At 55.0% G+C, this 24,240-nt stretch carries 31 protein-coding genes; 17 read left to right on the top strand and 14 right to left on the bottom strand.

Features of this window, described 5'->3' with window-relative positions; translation table 11 throughout:
• Positions 1-4: 4 nt before the first annotated feature.
• The 10 genes from RYA97_RS22195 (at position 5) to RYA97_RS22150 (ending at position 10,042) form a co-directional block, all read left to right on the top strand.
• Positions 5-397, top strand: coding sequence for a TIGR03750 family conjugal transfer protein (locus RYA97_RS22195; protein ID WP_074845322.1), 393 nt, complete (start codon positions 5-7; stop codon positions 395-397).
• Positions 394-1,062 carry a PFL_4703 family integrating conjugative element protein gene (locus RYA97_RS22190; protein WP_024960171.1) on the top strand — a complete coding sequence of 223 codons (669 nt, stop codon included), beginning with the start codon at positions 394-396 and terminating at the stop codon, positions 1,060-1,062. The genes RYA97_RS22195 and RYA97_RS22190 overlap by 4 nt, the downstream gene beginning before the upstream one ends.
• Positions 1,059-1,982, top strand: coding sequence for a TIGR03749 family integrating conjugative element protein (locus RYA97_RS22185; RefSeq protein WP_085741153.1), 924 nt, complete (start codon positions 1,059-1,061; stop codon positions 1,980-1,982). The genes RYA97_RS22190 and RYA97_RS22185 overlap by 4 nt, the downstream gene beginning before the upstream one ends.
• Complete coding sequence (locus RYA97_RS22180) at positions 1,972-3,456, top strand: TIGR03752 family integrating conjugative element protein (RefSeq protein WP_003425118.1); 1,485 nt, start codon at positions 1,972-1,974, stop codon at positions 3,454-3,456. Before RYA97_RS22185 ends, RYA97_RS22180 begins: the two co-directional genes overlap by 11 nt.
• On the top strand, positions 3,434-3,889 hold the full coding sequence (locus RYA97_RS22175) for a TIGR03751 family conjugal transfer lipoprotein (RefSeq protein WP_003425120.1): 456 nt from the start codon (positions 3,434-3,436) through the stop codon (positions 3,887-3,889). Before RYA97_RS22180 ends, RYA97_RS22175 begins: the two co-directional genes overlap by 23 nt.
• Entirely contained in the window at positions 3,889-6,897 is a 3,009-nt protein-coding gene (locus tag RYA97_RS22170; protein ID WP_020342653.1) for a conjugative transfer ATPase, read from the top strand. The genes RYA97_RS22175 and RYA97_RS22170 overlap by 1 nt, the downstream gene beginning before the upstream one ends.
• Complete coding sequence (locus RYA97_RS22165) at positions 6,894-7,193, top strand: hypothetical protein (RefSeq protein WP_020342652.1); 300 nt, start codon at positions 6,894-6,896, stop codon at positions 7,191-7,193. The genes RYA97_RS22170 and RYA97_RS22165 overlap by 4 nt, the downstream gene beginning before the upstream one ends.
• Complete coding sequence (locus tag RYA97_RS22160; protein WP_085741152.1) at positions 7,190-7,888, top strand: DsbA family protein; 699 nt, start codon at positions 7,190-7,192, stop codon at positions 7,886-7,888. Before RYA97_RS22165 ends, RYA97_RS22160 begins: the two co-directional genes overlap by 4 nt.
• Positions 7,885-8,301 (top strand): hypothetical protein, encoded by a 417-nt coding sequence (locus RYA97_RS22155; protein WP_179155688.1) that lies wholly within the window; start codon positions 7,885-7,887, stop codon positions 8,299-8,301. Before RYA97_RS22160 ends, RYA97_RS22155 begins: the two co-directional genes overlap by 4 nt.
• 325 nt (positions 8,302-8,626) lie before the next feature.
• Positions 8,627-10,042 (top strand): DNA cytosine methyltransferase, encoded by a 1,416-nt coding sequence (locus tag RYA97_RS22150; protein WP_020342650.1) that lies wholly within the window; start codon positions 8,627-8,629, stop codon positions 10,040-10,042.
• A gap of 274 nt (positions 10,043-10,316) precedes the next feature.
• Here RYA97_RS22150 and RYA97_RS22145 read toward each other — a convergent pair whose 3' ends face one another.
• From RYA97_RS22145 to RYA97_RS22120, 6 genes are all read right to left on the bottom strand, one after another.
• Positions 10,317-10,568 (bottom strand): hypothetical protein, encoded by a 252-nt coding sequence (locus RYA97_RS22145; protein ID WP_003317487.1) that lies wholly within the window; start codon positions 10,566-10,568, stop codon positions 10,317-10,319.
• A 53-nt stretch (positions 10,569-10,621) separates the two neighbouring features.
• Complete coding sequence (locus tag RYA97_RS22140) at positions 10,622-10,846, bottom strand: hypothetical protein (protein WP_083181167.1); 225 nt, start codon at positions 10,844-10,846, stop codon at positions 10,622-10,624.
• A 63-nt stretch (positions 10,847-10,909) separates the two neighbouring features.
• Positions 10,910-11,098, bottom strand: coding sequence for a hypothetical protein (locus tag RYA97_RS22135; protein WP_003317484.1), 189 nt, complete (start codon positions 11,096-11,098; stop codon positions 10,910-10,912).
• A 134-nt stretch (positions 11,099-11,232) separates the two neighbouring features.
• The gene (locus RYA97_RS22130; RefSeq protein ID WP_003317483.1) at positions 11,233-11,496 is read right to left on the bottom strand and encodes a hypothetical protein; all 264 of its coding nucleotides are present in this window, start codon (positions 11,494-11,496) and stop codon (positions 11,233-11,235) included.
• Positions 11,497-11,598: 102 nt separating this feature from the next.
• Positions 11,599-11,790, bottom strand: a complete 192-nt coding sequence (locus tag RYA97_RS22125) for a hypothetical protein (protein WP_085741151.1) — start codon at positions 11,788-11,790, stop codon at positions 11,599-11,601.
• A 76-nt stretch (positions 11,791-11,866) separates the two neighbouring features.
• A complete protein-coding gene (locus tag RYA97_RS22120; RefSeq protein ID WP_005783306.1) occupies positions 11,867-12,118 on the bottom strand; it encodes a PapB/FocB family fimbrial expression transcriptional regulator in 252 nt (83 codons plus the stop codon).
• 289 nt (positions 12,119-12,407) lie between these two features.
• Between RYA97_RS22120 and RYA97_RS22115 the strand changes: the two genes are divergently transcribed.
• Genes RYA97_RS22115 through RYA97_RS22095 form a run of 5 tightly spaced genes read left to right on the top strand, consistent with a single transcriptional unit; the run spans position 12,408 to position 17,116 of the window.
• Complete coding sequence (locus RYA97_RS22115; RefSeq protein ID WP_080337793.1) at positions 12,408-12,881, top strand: TIGR03757 family integrating conjugative element protein; 474 nt, start codon at positions 12,408-12,410, stop codon at positions 12,879-12,881.
• Positions 12,878-13,816, top strand: coding sequence for a TIGR03756 family integrating conjugative element protein (locus RYA97_RS22110; protein ID WP_024960184.1), 939 nt, complete (start codon positions 12,878-12,880; stop codon positions 13,814-13,816). Before RYA97_RS22115 ends, RYA97_RS22110 begins: the two co-directional genes overlap by 4 nt.
• Entirely contained in the window at positions 13,813-15,204 is a 1,392-nt protein-coding gene (locus tag RYA97_RS22105; protein ID WP_167377827.1) for an integrating conjugative element protein, read from the top strand. Before RYA97_RS22110 ends, RYA97_RS22105 begins: the two co-directional genes overlap by 4 nt.
• A gap of 2 nt (positions 15,205-15,206) precedes the next feature.
• Positions 15,207-15,581, top strand: a complete 375-nt coding sequence (locus RYA97_RS22100; RefSeq protein ID WP_083181168.1) for a hypothetical protein — start codon at positions 15,207-15,209, stop codon at positions 15,579-15,581.
• Positions 15,578-17,116 carry a conjugal transfer protein TraG N-terminal domain-containing protein gene (locus RYA97_RS22095; RefSeq protein ID WP_017682860.1) on the top strand — a complete coding sequence of 513 codons (1,539 nt, stop codon included), beginning with the start codon at positions 15,578-15,580 and terminating at the stop codon, positions 17,114-17,116. Before RYA97_RS22100 ends, RYA97_RS22095 begins: the two co-directional genes overlap by 4 nt.
• A gap of 48 nt (positions 17,117-17,164) precedes the next feature.
• Here RYA97_RS22095 and RYA97_RS22090 read toward each other — a convergent pair whose 3' ends face one another.
• From RYA97_RS22090 to RYA97_RS22070, 5 genes are all read right to left on the bottom strand, one after another.
• A complete protein-coding gene (locus tag RYA97_RS22090; RefSeq protein ID WP_017682859.1) occupies positions 17,165-17,545 on the bottom strand; it encodes a DUF3742 family protein in 381 nt (126 codons plus the stop codon).
• A gap of 158 nt (positions 17,546-17,703) precedes the next feature.
• The gene (locus tag RYA97_RS22085) at positions 17,704-17,952 is read right to left on the bottom strand and encodes a hypothetical protein (protein WP_017682858.1); all 249 of its coding nucleotides are present in this window, start codon (positions 17,950-17,952) and stop codon (positions 17,704-17,706) included.
• 153 nt (positions 17,953-18,105) lie between these two features.
• A complete protein-coding gene (locus tag RYA97_RS22080; RefSeq protein WP_017682857.1) occupies positions 18,106-18,465 on the bottom strand; it encodes a hypothetical protein in 360 nt (119 codons plus the stop codon).
• A gap of 500 nt (positions 18,466-18,965) precedes the next feature.
• Entirely contained in the window at positions 18,966-20,246 is a 1,281-nt protein-coding gene (gene umuC / locus RYA97_RS22075) for a translesion error-prone DNA polymerase V subunit UmuC (protein ID WP_017682855.1), read from the bottom strand.
• Positions 20,233-20,667, bottom strand: a complete 435-nt coding sequence (locus RYA97_RS22070) for a LexA family protein (RefSeq protein WP_017682854.1) — start codon at positions 20,665-20,667, stop codon at positions 20,233-20,235. Before RYA97_RS22070 ends, umuC begins: the two co-directional genes overlap by 14 nt.
• A gap of 113 nt (positions 20,668-20,780) precedes the next feature.
• On the opposite strand from RYA97_RS22070, the gene RYA97_RS22065 reads away from it, so the two are divergent.
• Together RYA97_RS22065 and RYA97_RS22060 are read left to right on the top strand one after the other, a co-directional pair.
• Positions 20,781-21,473: an SOS response-associated peptidase family protein gene (locus RYA97_RS22065; protein WP_085741150.1), complete on the top strand. Its 693-nt coding sequence runs from the start codon at positions 20,781-20,783 to the stop codon at positions 21,471-21,473.
• 107 nt (positions 21,474-21,580) lie between these two features.
• Positions 21,581-22,042, top strand: coding sequence for a hypothetical protein (locus RYA97_RS22060; RefSeq protein ID WP_017682852.1), 462 nt, complete (start codon positions 21,581-21,583; stop codon positions 22,040-22,042).
• Positions 22,043-22,167: 125 nt separating this feature from the next.
• Here RYA97_RS22060 and arsH read toward each other — a convergent pair whose 3' ends face one another.
• The 3 genes from arsH to RYA97_RS22045 are packed head-to-tail and all read right to left on the bottom strand — an operon-like array spanning position 22,168 to position 23,755.
• Entirely contained in the window at positions 22,168-22,869 is a 702-nt protein-coding gene (gene arsH / locus RYA97_RS22055; RefSeq protein ID WP_085741149.1) for an arsenical resistance protein ArsH, read from the bottom strand.
• Between the two features lie 11 nt (positions 22,870-22,880).
• Entirely contained in the window at positions 22,881-23,351 is a 471-nt protein-coding gene (locus RYA97_RS22050; RefSeq protein WP_017682850.1) for an arsenate reductase ArsC, read from the bottom strand.
• Between the two features lie 56 nt (positions 23,352-23,407).
• Entirely contained in the window at positions 23,408-23,755 is a 348-nt protein-coding gene (locus tag RYA97_RS22045) for a metalloregulator ArsR/SmtB family transcription factor (protein ID WP_017682849.1), read from the bottom strand.
• Positions 23,756-24,240: the final 485 nt, after the last annotated feature.

The raw sequence follows: 24,240 nt of genomic DNA, 5'->3' as shown, positions 1-24,240 counted from the left end.
TTCCATGACTGAGCTCCAGCAAGATCAGCATGAAGACGGCACCCTGCGTTTTCTGCCCAGTCGCTTGAACAATCAGCCCGTGGTGATTGGTGGCCTTACGGCGGATGAGATGTGGGCGACCGTATTCGGCTGCAGCGGCATAGGCTTTGTGATTGGTCTGCCGCTGGCCTTCATCATCACACCATCAATGCCGGTGGTGTGCGCTCTGATAGGAGGAGTATTGGGACTGCTCATCGCATCTCGGGTCTTGCGACGCCTCAAACGCGGTAGACCGGAGACATGGCTCTACCGCAGGTTGCAGCTGCAGACGGCAATGCTCGGCCCGACCTCATTCAACAAAGCCAACCTGGTCCTTCGATCGGGCAACTGGACTTGCCGCCGGAGCGAGCAACAATGAGCCGTTTCTTGAAATTGGCCGACTCCCAACGTGCCCACATCAACAGCTTGAGGATAGCGATTGTCTTGATCGCGCTGGTGGCAGCAGGCCTTGGTTTCGGCTGGTGGAGTGCGCCGAAGCAATTGACCGTTCACGTTCCGCCAGATCTGCGGTCTGGAAGCACGCGAATGTGGTGGGATGTCCCTCCCCAATCTGTATACACATTCGGCCTGTACATCTTTCAGCAGATGAACCGGTGGCCTGTCGACGGCGAGCAGGATTACCAGGCAAATATCACCCGTCTGGATGCTTACATCACGCCATCTTGCAAGCATTACCTGCAGAGTGATTTTGAACTGCGCAGGTCTAGCGGTGAGCTACGCAAGCGCGTCCGGGGCGTGTACGAAATTCCAGGTCGAGGCTATGGAGATTCGCCAGAGATCAGGACGGTGACCAACTCTATCGACGATTGGACTGTGACGCTCGATATAACAGCAGACGAGTATTACGGCGGGCAGTTGGTCAAGCGTGCCCTCGCGAGATATCCACTCCACGTTGTACGTATGGACGTCGACCCTGAAACCAATCCCTTCGGTTTGGCTTGGGACTGCTACAACGGCGCACCACAACGCATCGAAGGCAATGTTGAAGCTCCGGCAACTCCGTCGAAAGGAGTCTTCAAATGAATGTTTTGCGAGTAATCACATGCTCGACATTACTGGCGGTGTTGGCTGGCAACGCCCAAATCGCCTCGGCGGTCGAGATTCTCCGCTGGGAGCGGTTGCCACTGGCTATTCCACTGCGCATCAATCAGGAACGCATCGTCTTCGTTGATCAGAATGTTCGTGTTGGACTCCCGCGTTCGCTGACTGAAAAGCTGCGGGTGCAGAGTACGGGGGGCGCGATCTACCTATATGCGAAGGAAGCAATAGAGCCAACTCGACTTCAGCTGCAGAACGCCAAGACCGGTGAGATCATTCTGGTCGACATCGCTGCTACAGAGGCATCTACGGATCAAACGCCGCTCGAGCCGGTGAAGATAGTCGAAGGTGAAACATCATCAGCACGCTATGGAGGGGCTGCTACAGCACGCTCAGCCAAGGCCACTACGAAGAACTCGGACTCAACCAGCCGTTCAAGCGATGAAGACGATGAACCAGAGGAAGTAGTCAAGCGAGAAACGCCCGTCCCAGTCGTCCTCACCCGCTATGCAGCCCAGATGCTCTATGCGCCGTTGCGCACCGTTGAGCCTGTAGACGGCATCGCCCAGGTGAAGGTTGAGCGCAGCCTTGATCTGGCGACCTTGCTTCCCACTCTACCTGTGAAGTCCACACCCTTAGGCGCATGGCGTCTGGATGATTTTTGGGTGACTGCCGTGAAGCTGCAGAATCAGACGGCGCAGCGGATCACGCTTGATCCTCGAGAGCTCATGGGTGAATTCGTCACTGCAGCGTTCCAACATCCTTATCTTGGATCACGCGGCGATGCCAGTGACACCACGACCTTGTACCTGGTCACGCGGGGACACGGGCTGACACAGGCGGCCGTATTCTCGGCGACCCAAGCAGATCCGCGTGCAGCGCAAGGAGCGAAGCATGAAAGGTAATCCGCTGCTCAAGTACCTGGTGATTCCATTCCTCCTGCTTGTGATTTTCGTCGGCATCAAATCACTGGGAAGTGCCCCCGCACCAAGTACCGAAACCCCTGCTCCAAAACTGACGGCTGAGCAAGCCAAAGCCCTGGGTGTGGAAGGCGACACGCCGAGCGATACGCTGCGCACGGTCGTCGCTGAAGGACGCGAGCTCAAGCAACAGATCACCGACGTCATCGCACAGAACACTGCGGTCAAACAGGATAACGAGACCCTCAAACAACGACTGGCAAACATTGATCAGACAGTCGACCAGCGCCTTAAAAACGCCCAGGAACAGTTCAAGCTGGATAGTCAGCAGCAACAGCAGAGCGTGTTGGAGGGCTTGCGCAAACAGATGGATGAACTGACCCGAATGGGACAAAACAATAATTCCAATTCGGATTTACCGATTGGGTTAGGTGTTCAGCCTGGTGATGGCCAACAGTTCAAATCGGAAACAAACGGTTCAGACATCGTGTGGATCGATCCACAGGACGCGACGGCCCTGGATAGCAATGGCAAACCGATCACTGCCGGCAATAGCGTCCCCGCGAGCGCCTACAGCTTTCCTACAGCCTTCGGCGAGTCCGTAGACCGAGGACAGAAAGCGCTCACGACAGGTGCTCAGTCTGTCCGCGATGACATGGGTGGCCAGCAACAGGAGCGTAAGAAGGTAAGACGTGCCTACACCCTCCCTCAAAACTCGACGTTGATGGGCTCGGTGGCCATGTCCGCGTTGATCGGCCGGGTTCCTGTTGACGGGACGGTTAATGACCCCTACCCGTTCAAGGTGCTGATCGGTCCGGACAACCTGACTGCCAATGGCATCGACCTTCCTGACGTAGCCGGTGCGGTGGCCAGCGGTACAGCGTCCGGCGACTGGACCCTCTCATGCGTGCGGGGGCAGATCAAAAGTCTGACCTTCGTGTTTACCGACGGCACTGTCCGCACGTTGCCGGCACCGGTTCAGGGTGGCAATCAACAGAACAACAACCAGAACAACTCTGGAGACCAACAACCCATCCAGGGTGGCCTTGGCTGGATCAGTGATCCATACGGCATTCCATGTATTGCGGGCGAGCGACGCAGCAATGCGCAGCAGTACATCGGTTCACAAGCCCTCATCACCGCAGCAGGCGCTGGAGCAGCATCGTTGATCAAGACCGAGGGAAGCACCTCCTCATACGTCTCGAACGCTTCTGGGACGCTTGGTAGCACCGGTTTGTCTGGTAACGAGGCGATGGGGAAGATCCTGACCCAAGGAGTCACGGACGTTTCGAGCTGGGTTAACAAACTCTACGGACAAGCGTTCGCGGCCATTTATGTCCTGCCTGGTGCGCAAGTCTCACTGCACATCGATCAAGAGCTGGAAATTGACTACGAACTCAAAGGCCGCAAGGTCAAGTACGCCTCAGGAGCGAACCATGCCAATGCCAACCTGGATTGATCACTTGGGCTCAGCGCGCAGCGCGCTGATGTATTGCCTTCTCACGGCGGGCTTGCTGGCTGGATGCTCGACAAACAAAGAGCAAATGCTGCCGCATGGTCAAAACACCATGATGGACGTTTGGAACCAAGGAACGACCGGTTCGGCGGGAAGCGCTAGTGGCCGGCAGTTGCTCGATGCGCGCTCGGAGTTGCGCCGTCCAATCGATGTACGTGCTACCCAGCCCTTGCAGGACAGCGCGGCCTACACCCGTACCGCTCAAAACGAGATCTACAGCCAGTTCAAACGACTACCCAATCCGGATCTTGTCATGTACGTGTTTCCGCACCTTGCGGGCTCCGATCCAGCACCAGTCCCTGGCTACACCACTGTTTTCCCGCTCTATCAGCGTGTGCAGTACGCCATGCCTGGCGAGCGGGTTGAGGACTACTGATGACTCTTTTTCAACGGCTCAAAAGCCGCGCGTCCCTCAATTCAGCTACGCAGACGGATATAGCGGGCGACCCTCTGCTGAGCGAGCCTGCAGCGGTCGAACTTGAACAGCCTGAAGATGATCTGGTTGAGGATTTGAAAGCCTCAGATCAAAACGATGTGGATGCGGCACTTGAGCGTTACCTAAAGCGACTTGAGGATCAGGGCATACCCGCGCCTGGCGATTGGAGAAACCCGAAGCAGAAGCCTGCCACGGTTGGCGACGTCGCCGCGCTGTACGACGTCAAGCCGAGCTTTGTAGACCTCCTTCCATGGATTGAGTACCTGCCAGCGGAGCAAGCGATGCTGCTTGAGGATGGCAAATCCTTGGCAGCATTCTTCGAACTGACTCCGATCGGCACTGAAGGCCGTGATCCCGAATGGCTTCGCAAGGTGCGCGATGCCCTGGAGAACGCGCTGCAAAATAGTTTTGACGAGCTCGATACCTCACCTTGGGTTGTGCAGTTCTACGCGAAGGACGAAACCAGCTGGGATGACTACCTTCGGAACCTGCGTGAATACATCCGACCACAGGCTAAAGGCAGCCCGTTCTCGGAGCTGTATCTGGATCTGTTCAAGCATCACCTCGATGCAATCGCCAAACCTGGTGGTCTTTTTGAAGACACCACAGTTTCAAAATTGCCTTGGCGTGGCCAGCAGCGCCGAGTGCGGGTAGTCGTGTATCGCCGGGTAGTCGGTGATGCAGCGTTCCGTGGCCAAACCCCTGCCATGCACCTGGACAACATTTGTCAGCGCTTCACTGGAGGTCTGGCCAACGCCGGCATTAAAAGCAAACGGATGGACGGTTACGACATCCGACACTGGCTCCTGCAGTGGTTCAACCCTCACCCCGATCACCTGGGAACGACGCTCAAAGACTTTGATCGCTTCTTTCAACTGGTGAACAAACGCACAGAGGATGCCGGCGAGGATCTCCCACTGGTCACTGGCGACGACTTCGCACAGGGACTCTTTTATCGAGAGCCAAAATCCGACAGTCAAAAAGGCTTGTGGTACTTCGATGGCCAGCCTCACAGAGTCATCATGCTGGATCGGCTGCGCGAAGCCCCGAAGACCGGCCACCTGACTGGCGAAACACGTAAAGGCGGTGATGCCTTGCATGCCCTGTTCGACAAGTTGCCTGAGGACACTGTGTTGGCCATCACCCTGGTCATCACCCCTCAGGACGTGCTGGAGGCTCATCTTGAGAAGCTGGCACGCAAGTCGGTGGGTGACAACCAAGCTTCACTACTGACCCGCGAAGCGGTAAACGATGCCAGGAAACTGATCGGTCGTGAGCACAAGCTGTACCGAGGCAGCATCGCCTTTTACCTCAAGGGAAATGACGAAGCACAGCTCACCGCGCGCAGCATGCAGTTGACCAACGCATTGCTGGGTGCCGGTATGGAACCCGTAGCATCTGACGACGAGGTGGCCCCACTCAACAGCTACCTCCGTTGGCTTCCCGGGAACTTCGACGTAAATCAAAAGCGAGCCATGGACTGGTACGTGCAGATGATGCTCGCCCAGCATGTTGCAAACCTGTGCCCTGTGTGGGGTCGCTCCAGTGGTACCGGGCATCCTGGCATCACGCTATTCAACCGTGGTGGGGCTCCACTGACATTTGATCCATTCAACAAGCTGGATCGTCAGATGAATGCCCACATGTTTCTGTTCGGCCCCACAGGGGCAGGTAAGTCCGCCACGTTGAATAACCTGCTCAACCAGCTCATTGCGGTTTACGCTCCCCGCCTGTTCATCGTCGAGGCGGGTAACAGTTTCGGTCTACTCGGGGATTTCGCGAAAAAGCTTGGGTTGACAGTCAACAGGATCAAGCTGGCCCCGAACTCAGGCGTTAGCCTGGCTCCGTTCGCCGACGCTATTCGCTTGGTAAACACACCGAGCCAGGTCAAGACCTTGGACGCTGATGACTTAGAGAGCTCTGACGAGGACATGAATGCCAAGCCCGATGAAGACGATGATGAACGGGATGTCCTCGGCGAGATGGAAATCGTAGCCCGTTTGATGATCACCGGCGGTGAGGAAAAAGAGGAAGCTCGGCTGACCCGGGCTGACCGCAGCGTAATCCGACAGTGCATCCTTGCAGCGGCCAGAATTTGCTCCGACGCCGATCGCACCGTCCTGACGGAAGATGTCCGTAATGCGTTGCGCGCGGCCGGGGAAGACACCTCCATCCCGGAGGGCAGACGCAATCGGATGCTTGAAATGGCCGAAGCCATGGACATGTTTTGCATGGGCGCCGACGGGGAGATGTTCAACCGTACCGGTACGCCTTGGCCTGAGGCAGATCTGACCATCGTCGACTTGGCCACCTACGCACGTGAGGGTTACAACGCCCAGTTGTCGATCGCTTACATCTCGCTGATCAACACCGTGAACAACATAGCGGAGCGTGATCAGTACAAGGGCCGTCCTCTGGTCAACGTGACAGACGAAGGCCACATCATTACCAAAAACCCCCTCCTCGCCCCTTACATTATGAAGATCACCAAAATGTGGCGAAAGCTCGGGGCCTGGTTCTGGCTGGCAACACAGAACATGGATGACTTTCCTCCCTCAACTGCACCAATGCTCAACATGATCGAGTGGTGGATCTGCTTGAACATGCCGCCTGACGAAGTGGAGAAGATCTCCCGTTTCCGTGAGCTCACACCTGCACAGAAGGGCTTGATGCTGTCAGCACGCAAAGAGAGCGGTAAATACACCGAAGGCGTGGTTCTTTCGAAATCGATGGAAGTCCTGTTTCGCGCTGTTCCGCCGAGCCTGTACCTGGCATTGGCCATGACCGAGCCTGAAGAGAAAAAACAGCGTTACGACCTGATGCAGTCCATGGGTGTCGACGAGTTGGGAGCTGCCCTGGAAGTAGCTGCAGATCTCGACCGGAAACGAGGTATTGAGCCCCTGAACATTACATTCCCAACACCCCGTGCATTGGAGAACCTGGCATGAGAGCCATGGATGCCCTGACTCAAAATCTGATCGACAGTCTGACTCAAATTCTTACGAACCCGCAGGAAGAATCCCTGATTGCATTGAAGATCTGCGCGCCGGTACTGATCGAGCACCTACAAGTCGTCAAACATGTAGCGGTTGATCGTCGAGAGATCCAATCCCAACTGCACAAAGCTCTGGACCAGTGGCTTGAGCATCACCCTCAGCCCGAAAGCGCCCAGAAAGCTCTTCTGACGCTGCTGGATCAGGAGCTGCTGGCAAAACAGCTTCTCGACAAAGAGGCCTCCGCATGAAGCGACCGACGCGCCGGAAAATCCTCTACTGCATCGGTGCGGTCGCCTTGGCTATCTCACCTTTTCTGCTGACCGAGGTGATGCAGTATCAGCCTGGCGTCACAGGTGACCCCGTGGCGCCGGCAGCCGATCAGAAGAGACATAGTGGCGGATGGGTATACGGGAGCCGTGGCGCCCGTTTCACCATCGTCGAATATGCAGATCTGGAATGCCCCTACTGCAAGGATTACTTCCCACATCTCAAAGCCTGGGTTGATCAGCATCCAGACGTGAATCTTCAGTGGCACCATCTGCCCCTACCTATGCATGAGCCTGCAGCGAGCTATGAGGCTCGGTGGGCTGAGTGCGCGGGGATTGAGAGAGGCAATGACGCTTTTTGGCTCGCAGTCGAGCTCATTTATCAGCGTACTCGGTCGAACGGTGCTGGAACTGCTGGCAATCCGCAGATCCCTGGCCTCGAAGATCGACAGCACTTCATTGATAACTGCGCTGCGAGTAACCCGTCTGTGCAACAGGCCGTCATTAGCCAGGCTCACAAGGCGAGCCAGGACGGCATCACAGCCACCCCTACGCTGGTCATCAAGGACAAACAATCTGGCCGCTCGATCAAGCTGCAGGGAGCACCTGACGGTGACGTGCTGCTCTCCGCAATGGACTGGCTGGCTTCGAGGCCGACCGCTGGGGATCACCAGTGAATGCAAACGTCTTTAAAAGCGAGGTATTGGTCAGCTCATGCCACCCGGTCTTAGGTAGGGTGTACTGGAGCTTCGTCTGGAACGGCGACTGCAACTACCCCGACTATTATGGAATCACAGACAGTCGCGATTTCGCAATGCGACTGCCCCATGGATGGCGCGATCATGATTACCTTAACTGGGCGCACAGATCGCACGTATACAAGGTGTTCGATCCCGACAGCTTCAATAGTGACTACGTGTTGGAGTGGCGCGAGGAAGATCCAGATAACGAGGATCAGCCGGCGCAGTGCCAGCGTTTGACGGGACGGTTGGCCAACCTCCAATCAAGAAGTGGTCAAAGCATCGAAGAGTTCAGATACTGGATGTTCCACGCAGATTGGCAGGACATTCCATACCTGCAGGTGGTTTGATACCTCCTGATAAAACTCCTGCGAAACTACTAACTCGATACAGTCGATAAAGCGCGATGCCCTCCTCCAGCCTCATGTGTCAATTTCTCCCATTGACACAACTGGCGAACTTGTAAGAACCTGGATATGTAACTTCAGCTTCAAACCCGTAATGAGGGCTACCTACTAGTGGCCTCGACGCAGCTAGCTGCGTGAACGTCCCCAAAGCTCGCAAAGCAACCGGAAGCGCGAGCAGCCAACTGACGTTGGTGGCTGCACACTCCTCACTTCATCTACCCAATGGGAATCCTCCCATTGGGCCGGGTTCCCGTTTCGAGAACCCTACATGAATACCTTCTCACTGCTCATCACCCCTAAAATTGGGGAAGCCCGCGGCGTCCCACGTATTTGGCTTGAGGGCCAAAAACTATTGAATGCCGGCATCGAAATAGGAACTCGCTTTTCACTCATCCGCCCAGAAGGACAGACCAGGCTGGAACTCGTGCCTGCCACATCACCAGAGCTCAACACAGGCGATGTCACGGTCTCCAGGCGGGTTAAAAATGGAATCACGACGCCTCTCATCGAGATCCGGACAGCCCTACTCAGAAGCTTGTTCAAGACCGCAGAGAAAGTCCGAGTTGTCATTCGTTTGGGAAGGATCGTCATCACCCCCCTCGACAATGACAAGAGGATTGAAGAGCGCCTGGCGCGACTGAAGCGCAAGCTCGATGCACAAGAACCACTGGCGGTATGCAGTCTGTTCCACGGTGGAGGCGTGCTGGATCGTGCGATACACGCCGGCCTGGCACGCTCTGGAATTGATACTTTTGTCAGGATTGGTATTGAGGTTGAAGATCAGTACCTGGACGCCAGCTTGCGCAACAACCCGATGCTTTGGCGAGACACTTCATTCGCAATCTGTGCAGATGTTCGGGACGTGCAACGCGGCACGGGTACCCCGGAATGTGACTTGGTTGTTGCGGGCATTCCTTGTACTGGAGCCTCCCGTGCAGGCAAGGCCAAAAACAAACTCAGTTCAGCCGAACAACATCCGTCCGCAGGCTCGTTATTCATAGACTTTCTGGACTTTGTCCGGTACTCCAACCCAGTCATGGCAATCGTCGAAAATGTACCTGATTACCAGACCAGCACTTCGATGGAAGTGATCAGATCTGTGTTGAAGTCATTGGGCTACCGGCTGTTCGAGTGCATCCTCGACGGAGCAGTGTTCGGGGCATTCGAAAGCAGGTCCAGGATGGCTTTGGTTGCATACACGGAGGGGGCTTTTGAGCCTTTGACACTGGATCAGATCACCCCTCTTCGCACAAAAGAGCGCTCACTCAAGGATCTCATGGACGCTGTGCCAGAAACTGATGAAAGCTGGAAGTGCTATGACTACCTGGGACGTAAAGAGGAGCGCGATATCGCCAGCGGCAAGGGCTTTCGCAGGCAACTACTGACACCTGAAGCAACCTCATGCGGTTGTATTGGGCGTGGGTACGCGAAGGCAAGATCGACAGAACCATTTATTCGACACCCAAGAAACCCGGCGCTCAGCAGGCTTCTGACGGTAAGCGAACATGCTCGCGTCAAAACCATACCGGTTGAGATCGTTGAAGGAGTATCCAACACCACAGGCCACGAAATACTGGGCCAATCTGTCATCTATACCGCTTTCGAAGCGATAGCGGCCGCTGTAGGAAAGTTGATAACGAAGCTGCACAGAACTGCCAGTCCGGCAAGTGCGATGGCGGCTTGAAAACGTCCGGCCTACCTTACGGGTAGCGCCGGCCTATACTCGATGGGTTTCAACGCCGGCCATAGAGCTTGTTGAGTTTCCGAACTTGTACTATGCATACAACCGCAAATACAGCGCAGATGGCCAAGAATACAAGCTCCGGGGTCCCTGTATTGTCCCAGCCGGTCATTGCGCTAAACGAGTCATACCCCAATGCTACCGCACCGGCCACGACAGCAGCCGTCCCCCCAAAAATGAGCACTAAATAAAGCAGAAACGTTTTCATCGTATCACCCTACTGTTTGTCCAGGTCAGCCGCCACCCAGCCTTTTGCACCATTATAGTCATCACCTCCAGCGGCGATGAAAATGTGGCCAGTTTCATCCACTGCGAATACACCTGGGCGCTCATGGCTCGCGTCGCGCAATGAATCCTTCCAACCGTACACAGTGCCTTGCCAGATCATCACTATGCCGCCACGGTGATCCTGGTTGATCTTTCGCCACTTATTGGCAGTTGCGCGCAAGGCTTCATAGAGATTGGTCATGCCTGAATTTCCTGTTCGGATAGGACCTTGCGGCAATAGTCGGTCCAGATTACTTACTCTGGACCACCATCCCACTTTGAAACGGCCACTTTCAATTCTGCATCAAGCATTTCGCATTGCTCATTACCCAGCAAATTCTCTGCCTGCAAAGCCCCTATCCAACCCTGAGCTTCAGCCGCACTGTGGAACATCACCTCACGGTCGCCAGCTATGGCCACCTGCTCGATGCGCTGACGGGCCCGTTCCAAGATTTGGGCAATCGGGTCAATGTCTTTCATCGTCTATTTTCCGCTCTGAGTGGGGCTATCGACAGCCGAATCGTTGATAGGCAGTCCTGCGTATCATACCAATGACTTTTCACGCAGCACTTCAAAGACCTCGCGCGCAAAGGCTGCCATCATCAGAATTGTTCCCAAGAGCAGAGCGATAATACCTGCCTCGGTGTATGCCAGATCTGCAGTGCGCTGCCCTGCTTCCCCCAGACCTATTGAAGCCAAAACCGCAATCAATTGAGTCAATGCTAATTTCATAAGACGTTCCTTCTGTCTTTTTGGTGTAAAAGTCTTGTGTTTCTACCGGCCAGGCCCCGCACGAAGCGAGGCTTGGAGTGAAGCTGAGCGGCAGCCAGGCCGGCGGTAGGTACTGAGTGCGATAAGGTCTTTTCCTATGCAACTGCGTGCCCTGCAACAACAGTGCAGTGGTCAAGGGATACAGCACCCGAAACATCCTCCACCATGATAACCGGCTCGCAGCACATGACGTATGCCTTGCCGCGGGTTTTGGTCTTGATTTTTTCACCAGAGCCCAACAGCTCCTCGTAAAATACGGCCGCCCCTTCAGGGTGCGTGGTGTTCCAGTCGTGGCACTGGGCCTTAGCAGCGGTTTCCTGCTCACGCAGGGTCATGTTTTTGCGTTTCGGTAGAGGCATCGGGTCAGCCCTTCAAGGAGTTGGATGCCAAAGGGGCATCCTTCTACGGCCTCTGCCCCGCTTTTGATGGCAGGGCTAGTGGTGTAGATGGACGATATTTGCTCAAAGAATGAAGGGCTCGTTGTTGCCCCATTCCTGAAAGTAATGCTGGAAGGTCTTGCGGTCAGTACCGATGTACCCCAACTTCACGCCCGGCCAGCGTGCATGAGCAACTTCAAATGCCACTTCCAGCGATAGGTGACAGAGTATGTGCTCTAGTGCAGGACGCTTGATTTTATTCGGCTTGGAACTCACTTGCTGCCCCCAGTGATTCGATTGAATGAGGACACATTACCGTATTCGGAAATACTCTGGAAGCTTTTTATTTCCGTTATCGGTAATACTTTGATGCATCCTCAAGACGCCCACTCATGACCTGTAACGCTGCAGCCTTCCGAGACAGCAAGCTCTGATTCACGCCAGTCTGTTGGATTGCATCCCGCTGAGACAGGCCGTCGACGAAATGCGCACGCAGCGCTGCCTCAAGCATCTTCCCTCTGATTCCGGTAAACGACAGCAGCACGTCGAAGTGCTGAGACGTGACCTTGCCTGGGATCAACCCTGACTCTTTGAGCTGCGACATCGAAACTCCAGACAAACAATGGACCAGCAACTTTACCGTAATCGGAAATCTTAAGCACGGCGATTGCGGAGGTGTCTGGACCTATACGCCACCACAAAACATCTCCATTAAGATTACAGGCCCGCTTGCAGTGCTGTTTACCTAAACACTACCGCGCCTGCTGCTCGATGGCGGCCGCTCGGCCCTCGCAGGCGCCATCAAACCCCAACCGTCCCGATAACGGTTTCCTACAGACGACAGTTCATTAATCGCGTTTTCTGTACCTGACACCACCTGCAGGTAATGCCTAATGCCCCCCTCCAGCCCCTATCGCTTCAGCTGCAAGAACCGCATGACCTTCCTGATCTTGATTGCGGCCATTCAGGTCCCCTTCGTTAACGCAGAGACGTGGATCGTTACTGACCGGAACCACCCAGTCCAGGCACCGGCACGTGTCCGGTTGATCCTCCTGGACGAATCAGAAAGGCTTGAGGCCAAGCTCTCTGAAGGACTACCGGCTAATCAGCAACAATCCATCGCAATCATGCAGCAACGCCTCAAGAGCAGCGATGCGCAGCGCTTGCAACGAGATCTGGCTTTAGCTCAACAAGACCTCGTAGACGCTTGGAGCATGGGGGTAACGAAGGTGCCTGCAGTGGTGGTCGACCGCAAGTTTGTTGTGTACGGGGAAACCAACGCTACAGCGGCTGAAAATCGCATTGCCCAGTGGCGCGCCGCCGCCAATCATCAGAACGCATCTGGCCAGGGAGATGCCCCGCGATGAACCTGCGAAAGCCTCCAGCGTGGGCAGCCTTGGCCTTGTCGATCTCAACCTGGCCGGCAGCAGCGGGCACGGTGACATCTGCCACCCTGGTCGCCTCAACCCTGTCGCCTGACTGCCTGGAGTACAAGGTGGTTGGAATCTGCTACTGGCTGCTCTGCACCCCGTTTGGATGCAAGGTAAAGACGTCGACCAAGGTTCGTCACTTCGTTCCAGACGCCGTGGTCTCAAGCTACTCGAATACCGGTGAAAACCCGTGGGTTGAGGTCTCTTCGTTAAGCTCATCAACTTCGTACGCCCAAGATGGCGGTGACGGAACCACCAATCACAACAACGAAGATAGCCTGGCTAAATTCAAAAACGCTGACGTCATAGGCCACCCCGGAGGAGCAACATTCAGTAAGTTTGCCAGCGCCTCGGGCTATGCCTGCCAGGGTGCTGCCACGCCCTACATGCCCTACCTGCTGAGCACTTTGGACACTGTCGCCTGGCGTTACGGCGTTCCAGAATCAGTGTATCCAGAAGCACTGATTCCCGGACGTCGAGAGGTGGGTGGTCTGACGTCGGGGGACATGTGGGGAAGCGTCTACCCTCGCAGTGGTTTTATCCATCAAGCCGACGATTACAAGGCGGCATCCGTGATCGCGCAGCGTGCAGGTGACGTGGTCACTCGCAGCGGTCAGGTTCATGTCTATCAACCGCTTCTGGCACAGCCGCAACCAGGCTACTGGCCGGCAGGAGAATTGATCGAGACCGACGCCACCACCGGTAAGTGGCAAGAGCTCACGCCGACCCTCAGTCAAAGCTGCGCGGTATTTCCAAACTCCCAGCCCCGTGTGCAGGCAACAGATGGTGGCTACGCCTGGGCGTTATGGCGCCCGTATTCCTGCTGCAAGCGGGAAGGACAAACCTTTCTTGGCAGTACGGACTTTCAATGATGATCAAGAGGACTTCAACTATGCGCCGCGCTGCCTTTCTGACTATTGCATTCATGAGCACCCTGACAGCCCATACTGCTCTCGCCGAAATCCCGGGAATCAATGCAAGCTCATCGGGCAGCGTGATCGGTGACGACGTGCTCTACAGCGTTGGAGGCGGCAACGCTGTGACGATGGGTACGGCGGGGAATATGGATAGCATCAGCATCGGCGGAGGTTGGAACAGCAACCTGGTCTGCGGAAACATGAGTATGAATAACACGCTCCAGAATCAGTTGAATGGAGCAACTTCCGGATTTCAGACGATCATGGGGTCGATGATCTCGAACGCTACCAGCGCCGTTTCATCACTACCAGGACTGATTATCCAGCGGGCTAACCCGGCTTTGTACAACCTGCTCACCAACGGCATTCTGCAGGGTCGTCTTGACTTCGACCGCTCCAAAGGCACTTGTCGTGCCATTGCTGACAAGATGCTCGATGTCGCTGGAGGACAGATGGGCTGGAACAAGATCGCCGAGGGCCAGGCTATGAGTCAGGCGGTGAAAAACGGGAACACAGATGCTGTCTCAGCCGTTGCACAGGTCGAAAAGCAGGGAGGGAATGACGGTATCACCTGGCTCGGAGGAAATAAGGCCGGCGGATCTGGCCAGCAACCTATCAAGGTCGTAGGTGACGTTACTCGTGCGGGATACAACTTGCTGAACGGACGCGGCGCCGCCGATACATCGTCCATTAGTCCGTCGGCCTGCAACAACGGCATGGTGTGTTCCACCTGGTCCTCGCCTCAGGCAGCCACCACGTTCGCCAATCGTGTACTGGGAGAGCAACAACAACGCACTTGTGAGGACTGTACCAAAACAACCTCCACCGCCGGCGTCGGGCTCACTCCTCTCATCCAGGAATCCTACGACTCCAAGCTCAAGACCCTGCAGGAATTGATCTCGGGCAGCAAGTCCCTCACTTCAGAAAACTTGACTGCAGCGAGCAGCGATTCTCTGCCTGTCACCCGTGGAGTGGTCGAGGCACTCAGGACTGAGCATGACCAGGATATTCTCGCAAAACGTCTTGCTTCAGAGGTCGCTTTATCTGAGGTTCTCGGCAAGGCACTACTGCTTCAGCGCACCATGTTTACCGGCAGCAAAGAGCCGAACATTGCCGCCAACGATGTGGCCCTGCAGGCGGTCAGTCAGCAAAACAGCAGCCTGCAACAGGAAATTGACAACCTGAAGACCGAGCTGGATATGCGTCGCAGCTTGGCCAGCAACTCACCGACAGCCATTCTACAGAGGGCTCAGAGCCGGAAAGACAGCTCCAAAGGCATATTTCAAGGCGATCCAACGCCCGACCGCCTCGATCAGCTGCAGAATCCTTCTAAAGGTAACTGACCATGAGCTCATTGCCGGTTGCCAAGGGATGGCTACGTAGGGGCGCGAAAGCGCTAGTGTCACTCACCTGGCCGGTCTTGCTGACCATTGTTCTGGCTGTGATTTTCATGACAGCCATCGCGCATTTCTTTGGAGATATTGAGCAGTTCAGGGAATGGCAAAAAGCGCACTACAACTACATGCTGGTCTGGCGGTTGTCGCTTTACGCAGCGATAGGGCTCGGCTGGTACAGGCTCAGGCGCACCCTCAAACAGCGAGCATCAGACACAAATCTATTCCCCTCGGGACTTCGGCGCTGCGAGGTCATGGCCATCTTCGTCGTTCTCCTTTTCGAGCTTCGCCGCGCCGCCACTGTAGCGGGAGTTGACCTGCCATGATCTTGCACACGAATGACTACCTTGAGTATTACCTGACTCTTGTTGGATGGCTCATAAACGGCGGCATCTGGAACATGATCGAGGACAGCGGATTATTCGCAGCCCCCTTCGCCGCCATTGTCATCAGCGAATGGCTCAGAGCCCGCGGTGAGGGAGCTGATGAGGGCAACAAGGGAGTCCTCTCGTTGGCCCGAGTAGAAAACCGGTTCTATACGGCAATCTTAGTCATCATCCTGGCTTGCATGCCTCTGGTAAACGTCAGCATTGATACCATCCAGTTCGACCGAAGCCGCTCAGACCAATGCCAGTACTCGATACCCAATCCGACCGACACAGGGTGGGAAACATCGTTCAGCACGCTCAACGGCAAAAGCGCTACTGTGCCAATCTGGTGGCTATTTGTGCACGCGATGTCCAAGGCTGCGACTGCAGCATCAGTCGCAGGCATTCCCTGTGGCGTGGATCTGCAACAGGTCCGGATGGATGTTAACAAGGCCAGGATCAACGATCCGCTTCTCGCCCAAGAGGTCGCTGACTTCACAAACGATTGCTACGCTCGAGCACGCGCGAAGCTTTTCATGACCCAACCCACCCTTAGCAAAGACCAACTGAACGACGTCAACTGGATTGGCTCGCAATTCTTCCTTCAGGCATCCGGATACTACGGCGATGGTTTCTCTGGTTTTCGCTCCCACACTCCACGGACCAAATGGCCGTACGACTCAACACGCGACGCTGGCTTGCCACAAACGACCGGAGGGGGTGGATTTCCTACATGTACACAATGGTGGTCTGATGGGAGCGTTGGTCTGAGAGCCAGGCTACTGGAACAAGTCAGCCCAGATCTGCTGAGCAAGCTAGCTCAGTGGGCACAATTCATGACCCAGACAGAGGTGAATGACTCCGTCATCCGCGACCTGGTCTCTCCCAGGAAACAGCAACTGACCCAAGGGCAGGTGTATTCCGACTACGGTGGCCAGGTAGGAGGATCGGTGCTAAATGACGTCACTCGTCTCACAGCCACAATCGGTCAGGCTGCAGGGTCTCTCGTCATGTACCCAGCGATGGACAGCGTCAGGCAAGCAGCGCCCATGGTGATGGCCTTCCTGAAGATGGCTCTCATCATCTGCATACCGTTTGTGCTTTTGATCGGGATGTTTGACCTGAAGGTCGTTATGACCATAACTTTTGCTGCGTTCGCTTTGATCTTTGTCGACTTCTGGTTCCAGCTGGCCAGGTGGGTTGACAGCACAATTCTCGACGCACTTTACGGAAATGGGATAGGAAGCAACGTCCCGCATACAAATTTTGACCCGGTGTTCGGTGCCAGCAATGCTCAAGGTGACTTGCTGCTGGACTTCGTAATGGGTGCGATGTTCATAGTACTACCCAGCTTTTGGGTGCTAGCGTTAGGCTGGAGCGGAATGCAACTGGGCTCGCTGATGAGTGGCCTAACGATCGGAACAAACGGAGCGAAAGAAGCTGGAGGGAAAGGTGCTGACGTAGCGATGGGGATCGCTAAAGGAAAGATCTAAGCTCACCGGTCGATCCGCGTTGATTGCAACAATCGATCAACGCGGCACTCAGTCTACGCGTACACCATCAACGTAAAGACCATACCCCTCTAAACCATCCTGCAGCTCAGTTTGAGAGGATTTTGACTGCAACACTCCTGACCTGGTTCTATCACCTGCACCGCCGCTAACCAGTCCAAACGCAATCGCAGCAACTGCGAAAATGCCTGCAGCGTATACAAGTCCCCAAGCCGCGAGGATGAAAGCTGCTGCAATTGCAGCAGCTCGCGCAAACCACTTAACCGGAGCAACAAGCAGAGTTGGTGCCCCAGTTCGCTCAAGAGCAGCCCAAAGAGATCTTTCAGAGCGCAGCATTTTACCAACGCCACGGCCGAGAATGTGCCCTATACGCATAGCCACCCCTCCGTTTTTCTGAGCGTTGATAGTCATACGTCACCCATTAAAATAAACTCAACATGTCGTTCTGACATCATTTATAGACCTATATATCTCCATATTCAACCAACTTTCCCTGTGAAATCAACCTTCCGACGAATGCCTTGGGAACTGAAACAGACCATTCCTATAGCATCTGGTGTGTTCGTCATTCAAGCCGCCAACGCTGTGCGCAAGCGCTCCATCCACTCTCGCTGCTCGGGGCTTGGCTCATCCACGTTAGCTGCTGCATCAAGCACGTCCAGCAGCTCGGTGGCAGCGTCGACAATCGCAGCAGTGCGGAGGCTTACCACCTCATGCATCTGCTTGGCGTCCAGGCAATTTTCGCAAAGATTGAATGCGACCTGCTCAGGTGTCTCGCAGTAGACGCCGCAGTTATTGTGGAACTGGCATTCGGTCATAGTTTTTTTCCCGAGTTAATTGGGCGTCTAAGCCCCCGCATCGGCGTAAATCACCTGAGCGTGGGCAGTGAGACGGGATGACTTCTCGCTCTGACTAGCTTCCGTAAGCAAGCACGTGGCGTTAACCGATACTGACATTGCCGCGTCGGTAAGCTAGTCCGGCACCTCGTCCCACTCTGAAATTGCCTGTCTCAGCTCTCCGTCAAGCTTTTCGTATTGCTCTTTGCCGAGTAGACCTTCGACGTGCAGTGCACCGAACCAGCCGTCAGCAATTGCCGCATCCTGGAGCATCACCTCCCGATCGCCAGCCTTAGCCAACGCCTCAATACGCTGACGCGCACGACGCAACGTAGCAGGGTGATCTTTGTCGCGGTGAAGCGCGAAATTAACATTACCGTCTGGTGCGTACTGCCGCTCAATGTCACTTGAATCCAGTGCGGCAGAAACAATCATCGTTGGATGGCTATCAGCTGATGAGTCAGCCGTATTGGCGAAAATGTCTTTCTCATTCATGTATTTTCCTCAAACAGATTACTGGTCGGCAGGGAAAGCGTTAAGAGTCAATGCGAACACCTCACCAGTCCCGATAAGCAGGGCTAACGGCCTACCCGGCGCTTCTACTGATTTAGCCCGCGCTGGGCGGGCTCGTGGGTATAGCGACTTTCACTTCCTATTTGCCTGAGTGCCACTGTCCTATGCCACCGGCCTCAATCAACATGGCTTTGACTTGATCGTACGTGGCTGGCTCATCCGCGTTGACTATGTAGGTGTTCAAGTCCGTAGCCGTAACCCAGTTGTTGCCCACGATCAACGTGATAGGAAATAGTCGTCCTTCAACATAATGCCAGACGAACTGAGCAACCGGCTCAGTGATACAAGGAGAAATCGTCAAAGCGTATTTCCGTGATTAGTTGTACTTTGTGGCAACGTCCAAATCCTGCATGTCCGATTCATACTGGCTGAATCGAGACCATCCAAGGATCTGAAGGTCTACGCATGACCCAACCGTGAATTCACTGGCTTCTGACGGTCCACAGCTGATCAAGCTTAGTCGTATAGCTCTGACTCATTAAATCACGACGCATAGCCCACTGAGGATCTGCAGGGACGCTTCCAGCCCTTAGCGTCCCCCTACCCCAGCGCGAGTTAATTTCATCCAGGACCCCCATCACCTTCTCAGCTGCCGCTGGCTGACAGGCTGCAAATAAGTCATCGGTGAACTCGCCAGGTTGTCGCAGATCCAGGAGCAGGACCTCGGCTTTGCTGTATTTGAAGCCAGGTCGGAATAGACGACTCACGGCCTCTGTCGCAGCTTTGGTCATCAATCGGACGTCGTTGGTTGGGTAAGGCAACTCAACCAACGCGCCGTTGGCGTATTTGGCCTCGTCTGGATTGAACATCCCAGTACGAATACTTACTCGGATCTTCTTGCACAATGAGTTTTGCGAGCGAAGCTTTTCGGCCGCGCGCTGGGTGTATGTGGCAACTGCCTCCTTGATCGGCTCGATGGTCGTGAGCCGTTTGCCGAACATCCTGCTACAGCAGATCTCCTGCTTGGGCGGTGCAGCCTCTCCCAGCTCCAGGCACGAAACGCCGGCGAGCTCGCGTGCAGTTTTCTCGATGACAACGCTGAACCGATCTCTCAAGGTCCGGGCATCGGCACGGGCGAGATCCATCGCGGTGCGGATGTTCATGGCCTCCAAGTGGACCTTCATTTTTCTGCCAACTCCCCAGACCTCAGACACAGCCGTGTTGCGCAGTACCCAGTTGCGATTATGGAGATCGCAGATATCCACCACACCGCCTGTGTGTGAAAGCAATCGCTTGGCAGTGTAGTTAGCAAGCTTGGAGAGAGTTTTGGTAGGCCCAATGCCAACGCCGACGGGTATGCCTGTGCATTTGAAGATGGTTGCCCGGATATGACGCCCGAATGCGGTCAAATTGCCTGGGACACCCGTGAGATCGGCAAACGCCTCATCGATGCTGTAGACCTCGGAGGCTGGCACCATGGACTCGATGATGGACATCACGCGCTCGCTCATGTCTCCGTAAAGCGCATAGTTGCTGCTGAAAACCTTGATGCCGTTTCGCTTCAGTACATTCTTGATCTGAAAATAGGGCGCGCCCATTTTCACAAACGGTTTGGCGTCGTAGCTCCGTGCGATCACGCACCCGTCGTTGTTGCTGAGAACCACGATAGGGGTCTTTTCGAGGTCTGGGCGAAAGACGCGTTCGCAGCTGGCATAGAAGCAATTGCAGTCGATCAGCGCGAATACCGGCTTATGCTTTTCCATGGCGATGCAGGTTGTAAGTGACGATGCCCCAGATGACCAAGTTGTCACCCTCCAAAATGTGGCGTGTCGGATAGGCGCTGTTCTCCGACTGAAGTTTCACTACCCCATTCATCATGTAGAGGCGCTTGCATATCGGATCAGAGTTGTTCAGAGCCGCCACCACGACTTCGCCGTGCTCTGCATTACGACTGCGATCCACCACGATCAGATCCTTATCGTATATGCCTGCCCCAACCATGCTATCTCCGAGAATCTTGGCGAGATACACGTGAGGCGCTCGTACCTCGGTCATCTCATCCAACGAAACATGCTTTTCGATGTAATCAACAGCGGGAGATGCAAATCCCGCTGGCACCTGGAATGAGTAAAGCGGGAGCTTGCAACCCCCTTCAGACAACGGGCCGAGAATGACTACGCTCATGGTAAACACCTGATTGGGAAAATAGCTGTACGAATATACAGTAAACCCTTTGCCCCACACGCGGTCAATCGAACAGGCTGCGGTTTTCGACGAGTGACATAACGGGTGAAATCATGTGCGGACGCTATTCGATCTATGAAGCGATGGACCATTACCTCAAGGAGCTTGCCCCAGAGCAGTTGATCATCAATGGGTATGACATTTGGCCTATCCAGAGGTACAACGTTGCCCCAAGCACTAAAGTTGAGATCATCCGGTCCACTGAAAAGGGCCTAAGCGTCGACAAGGTTCGGTGGGGTTGGGAACCGTTCTGGGCGAAAGGCAAGCGTCCAGCGCCTATCAACGCACGCGTTGAGACCGTAATGACCGGAAAGTTTTTCAAAGAATTGTGGCCGACTGGTCGAGTCATTGCCCCTGCGAACGGCTGGTTTGAATGGGTGAAAGACCCAACTGATCCGAAGAAAAAGCAGCCGTATTTCATCAGATTGAAGAGTCAGAAACCCATGTTTTTCGCGGCACTGGCCCAGGTGCATTCCGGACTAGAAGCGCACGACGGTGACGGTTTCGTGATTATCACTGCTGCGAGCGATTCGGGAATGGTCGACATCCATGATCGTCGGCCTGTGGTGCTGTCTGCCGAAGATGCAAGAGCCTGGCTTGATCTTGAAAACACACCTCAGACAGCAGAAACACTGGCGAAGGAGCGCTGCAGGCCTGTCGATGATTTTGAGTGGTTCCCCGTCGACCGGGCGGTGGGTAACGTAAAAAATCAAGGCACCACATTGATTCAGCCTCTGAATACATGATTGGTATCTGCAGCAAATAAAACCTGCAGCAGGCTCCTGGCCATCCGCGGCTCGGACCAACATGGAAAAGGGAAATGGACTGAAGCAAATGGAGGAGCAAGGGTTCAATGGAATGGGGAATAAGGGTAAGTGCCTTACCCGAAAAGGCCGGCGGGTCCGCCGGAAATGGGCAGCAACAAAAGGTCACCGAAGGCAGCCATCAAAAATTGTCCACACTTGGAAAAACATACGTCGCTTTACAAGAGACTGCATCTCCGTTCAAAAGCTACGTAGGAGAAGTCCAGCATCTTCTCACATCAGAGCAAAACTACCCGCGCAAGGCGCCATCCTTAGGCATGATGCGCGACATTTTTGTGATCCATGATGAATCAATGCTCCCAGTCAAAAGGCCGCAGGATGCTGGCAAAGGCCTGCCAGGGGCTATGTTTTTTTTGCAACACATGCCACATGCAGGACCGCCGGTGCGAGAAGACTTCATGCCCACAGACCAAGCGCCGCCGATCGCACATGCGGCACACGACATCATTGCCTTGAATCACCCACTGCTGACGCCATTCTTCCATCAATAGATCTGCCTCTACCGAGGCGTCCATCGCCCGCAAAAAAGCCCACCGAGGTGGGCTTTGCTGTGGGGCCGATTGAACATAGGACGCGATACGTACACCAGAATGCTTAGACACTAAGAGTGTTGGCCTCAAATCGAGCGCTGATTTACGCGGGCCATGAGTTGTTCGGCGGTTTCCTTGCGTTCGGAATAACGGTCGACCAGGAAATCCTGACGGGCGCGCAGCAGCAAGGTGAACTTCACCAGTTCTTCCATCACGTCGACGACTCGGTCGTAAAGTGCCGACGGCTTCATCCGGCCTGCTTCATCGAACTCCATGTATGCCTTTGGCACCGAAGACTGATTGGGTATGGTGAACATCCGCATCCAGCGCCCCAGCACACGCAATTGATTGACCACATTGAAAGACTGCGAGCCGCCGCAAACCTGCATTACTGCAAGTGTCTTGCCCTGCGTAGGGCGGACGGCTCCAAGTTCCAAGGGAATCCAATCGATCTGCGCCTTGAACACAGCAGACATTGCACCGTGTCGCTCCGGGGAACACCAGACCTGACCTTCCGACCACAACACCATCTCGCGCAGTTTCTGCACTTTAGGGTGATCCACCGGGACATCGTCGGGCAGGGGCAATCCCGAGGGATTGAAGATTCGCGTTTCCGCCCCAAGGTGTTCAAGCAGACGCGCAGCCTCTTCAACCAATAGGCGGCTGAAGGATCGCTCGCGAGTTGACCCATAAAGCAGCAGGATGCGCGGCTTGTGATTAATCGGCTCGGGAGCGATTCGTGTGCTGTCGAACAGTGAGTAATCGAGGTTAGGAAGTTGCTCTGACATATGTACTCCTGTCAAAGAGCGCCAACGCGGTCGAGCTCGGATTTGAGCTCATCACGGCTGAGACTATCAAAGGGAAGAGCGAGAAACGCTTTGCAGCGTTGTTCAATGCGCACGAGTGTGGCCCGGAACGCAGCGTCAACGGTTGATTCGTCACCTATCACGTCGGAGGGATCCTCCAGACCCCAATGGGATTTGAGCGCAGAGCCGAAATAAACGGGGCAGGTTTCACCGGCCGCTCTGTCGCAAACGGTAATTACGATATCCGGCAGGTCGTTCTCAAAGGCATCATTCCCCTTGCTGTATAAACCCTCGGTGGGAATGCCTGCCTGCTGCAAAGTGGTCAGGCTACGCGGCAGAACCTGCCCCTTGGGAAAGCTTCCAGAACTCACCGCTACGAATCCCTCCGGCGCGAAGTGGTTGAACGTTGCTTCTGAAAGGATGCTACGGCAGCTATTGGCCGTACACATGAACAGGACTCGCATATATTGCTCCGTCAGCTTATTGATTGGTGCCGAGCCAAAAGTGTGGCCCGCAGAGGTCAGTTACAGGCCACATCACTTACAGGACGACCTTTCATGTTTAGAAGGCGGGAAGTGTTGTCCTGCAGCCAATTAGCACTGGCTTGCAAAGTCGTCTCCAGCATCTCTTTCACCCATGCTGGGAGATTCGGGTTTAAACGGTAGTAGACCCACTGCCCCTGGCGGCGATCCAGCAAAAGTCCGCTGCTGCGCAGTTGCGCAAGATGTCGACTGATCTTTGGCTGGCTATCCGCGAGAGCACACATCAATTCGCAGACGCAGAGCTCACCATGACTGGCAATCAGCAAGGTGGCACGGGCGCGTGTTTCATCGGCCAGGCTTTTGAACACTTCAGGGGGTGTGATCATGACGGACACCAGTTACATACGAATAAACGAATATACGGATATCCGCATGTAAAGGGAAGTCTTTCATTGGCAGCTGCCCGCCATCTACGGGCTCGTCTCACCAACAGGCCCACTCACTTCGGTCGCCCTGCCTTGCCCACGTAATAAAGGGGATCGTCGTTGCGCTGGGTGCGGCCTGCAGGGATATGGCACGTAATAAGGAAATCTGTAACCCTATGATTTACATAATAAAAGCAACTTCCTTGTAATCAGCTGTTCGGGGGGTCGGCTTATGATGCGGATCAACCGCTGCCACCGATTAAATGCAGGCATGATCTTAGGCCAGCTCCGCTTGGCGCGGATGTCAGCAATCGGCCAAAAGCGGACGCTCAAAGGTATCTCGAATTTAGTCGCAATTCGATATCTCGGCCGAAACATCTGGCTCAAGCCCCGCCGGGCCAGTCAGGATCTCGCAGGTTTCGTCTGTCGGAGCCGCGAGAACCGGG

This window comes from Pseudomonas syringae group sp. 26L6, assembly GCF_032587815.1.
GTDB classification, from domain to species: Bacteria; Pseudomonadota; Gammaproteobacteria; order Pseudomonadales; family Pseudomonadaceae; genus Aquipseudomonas; species Aquipseudomonas amygdali.
The sequence above is the reverse complement of the archived record's forward strand: the minus strand, read 5'-3'. Positions and strand labels throughout refer to the sequence as shown.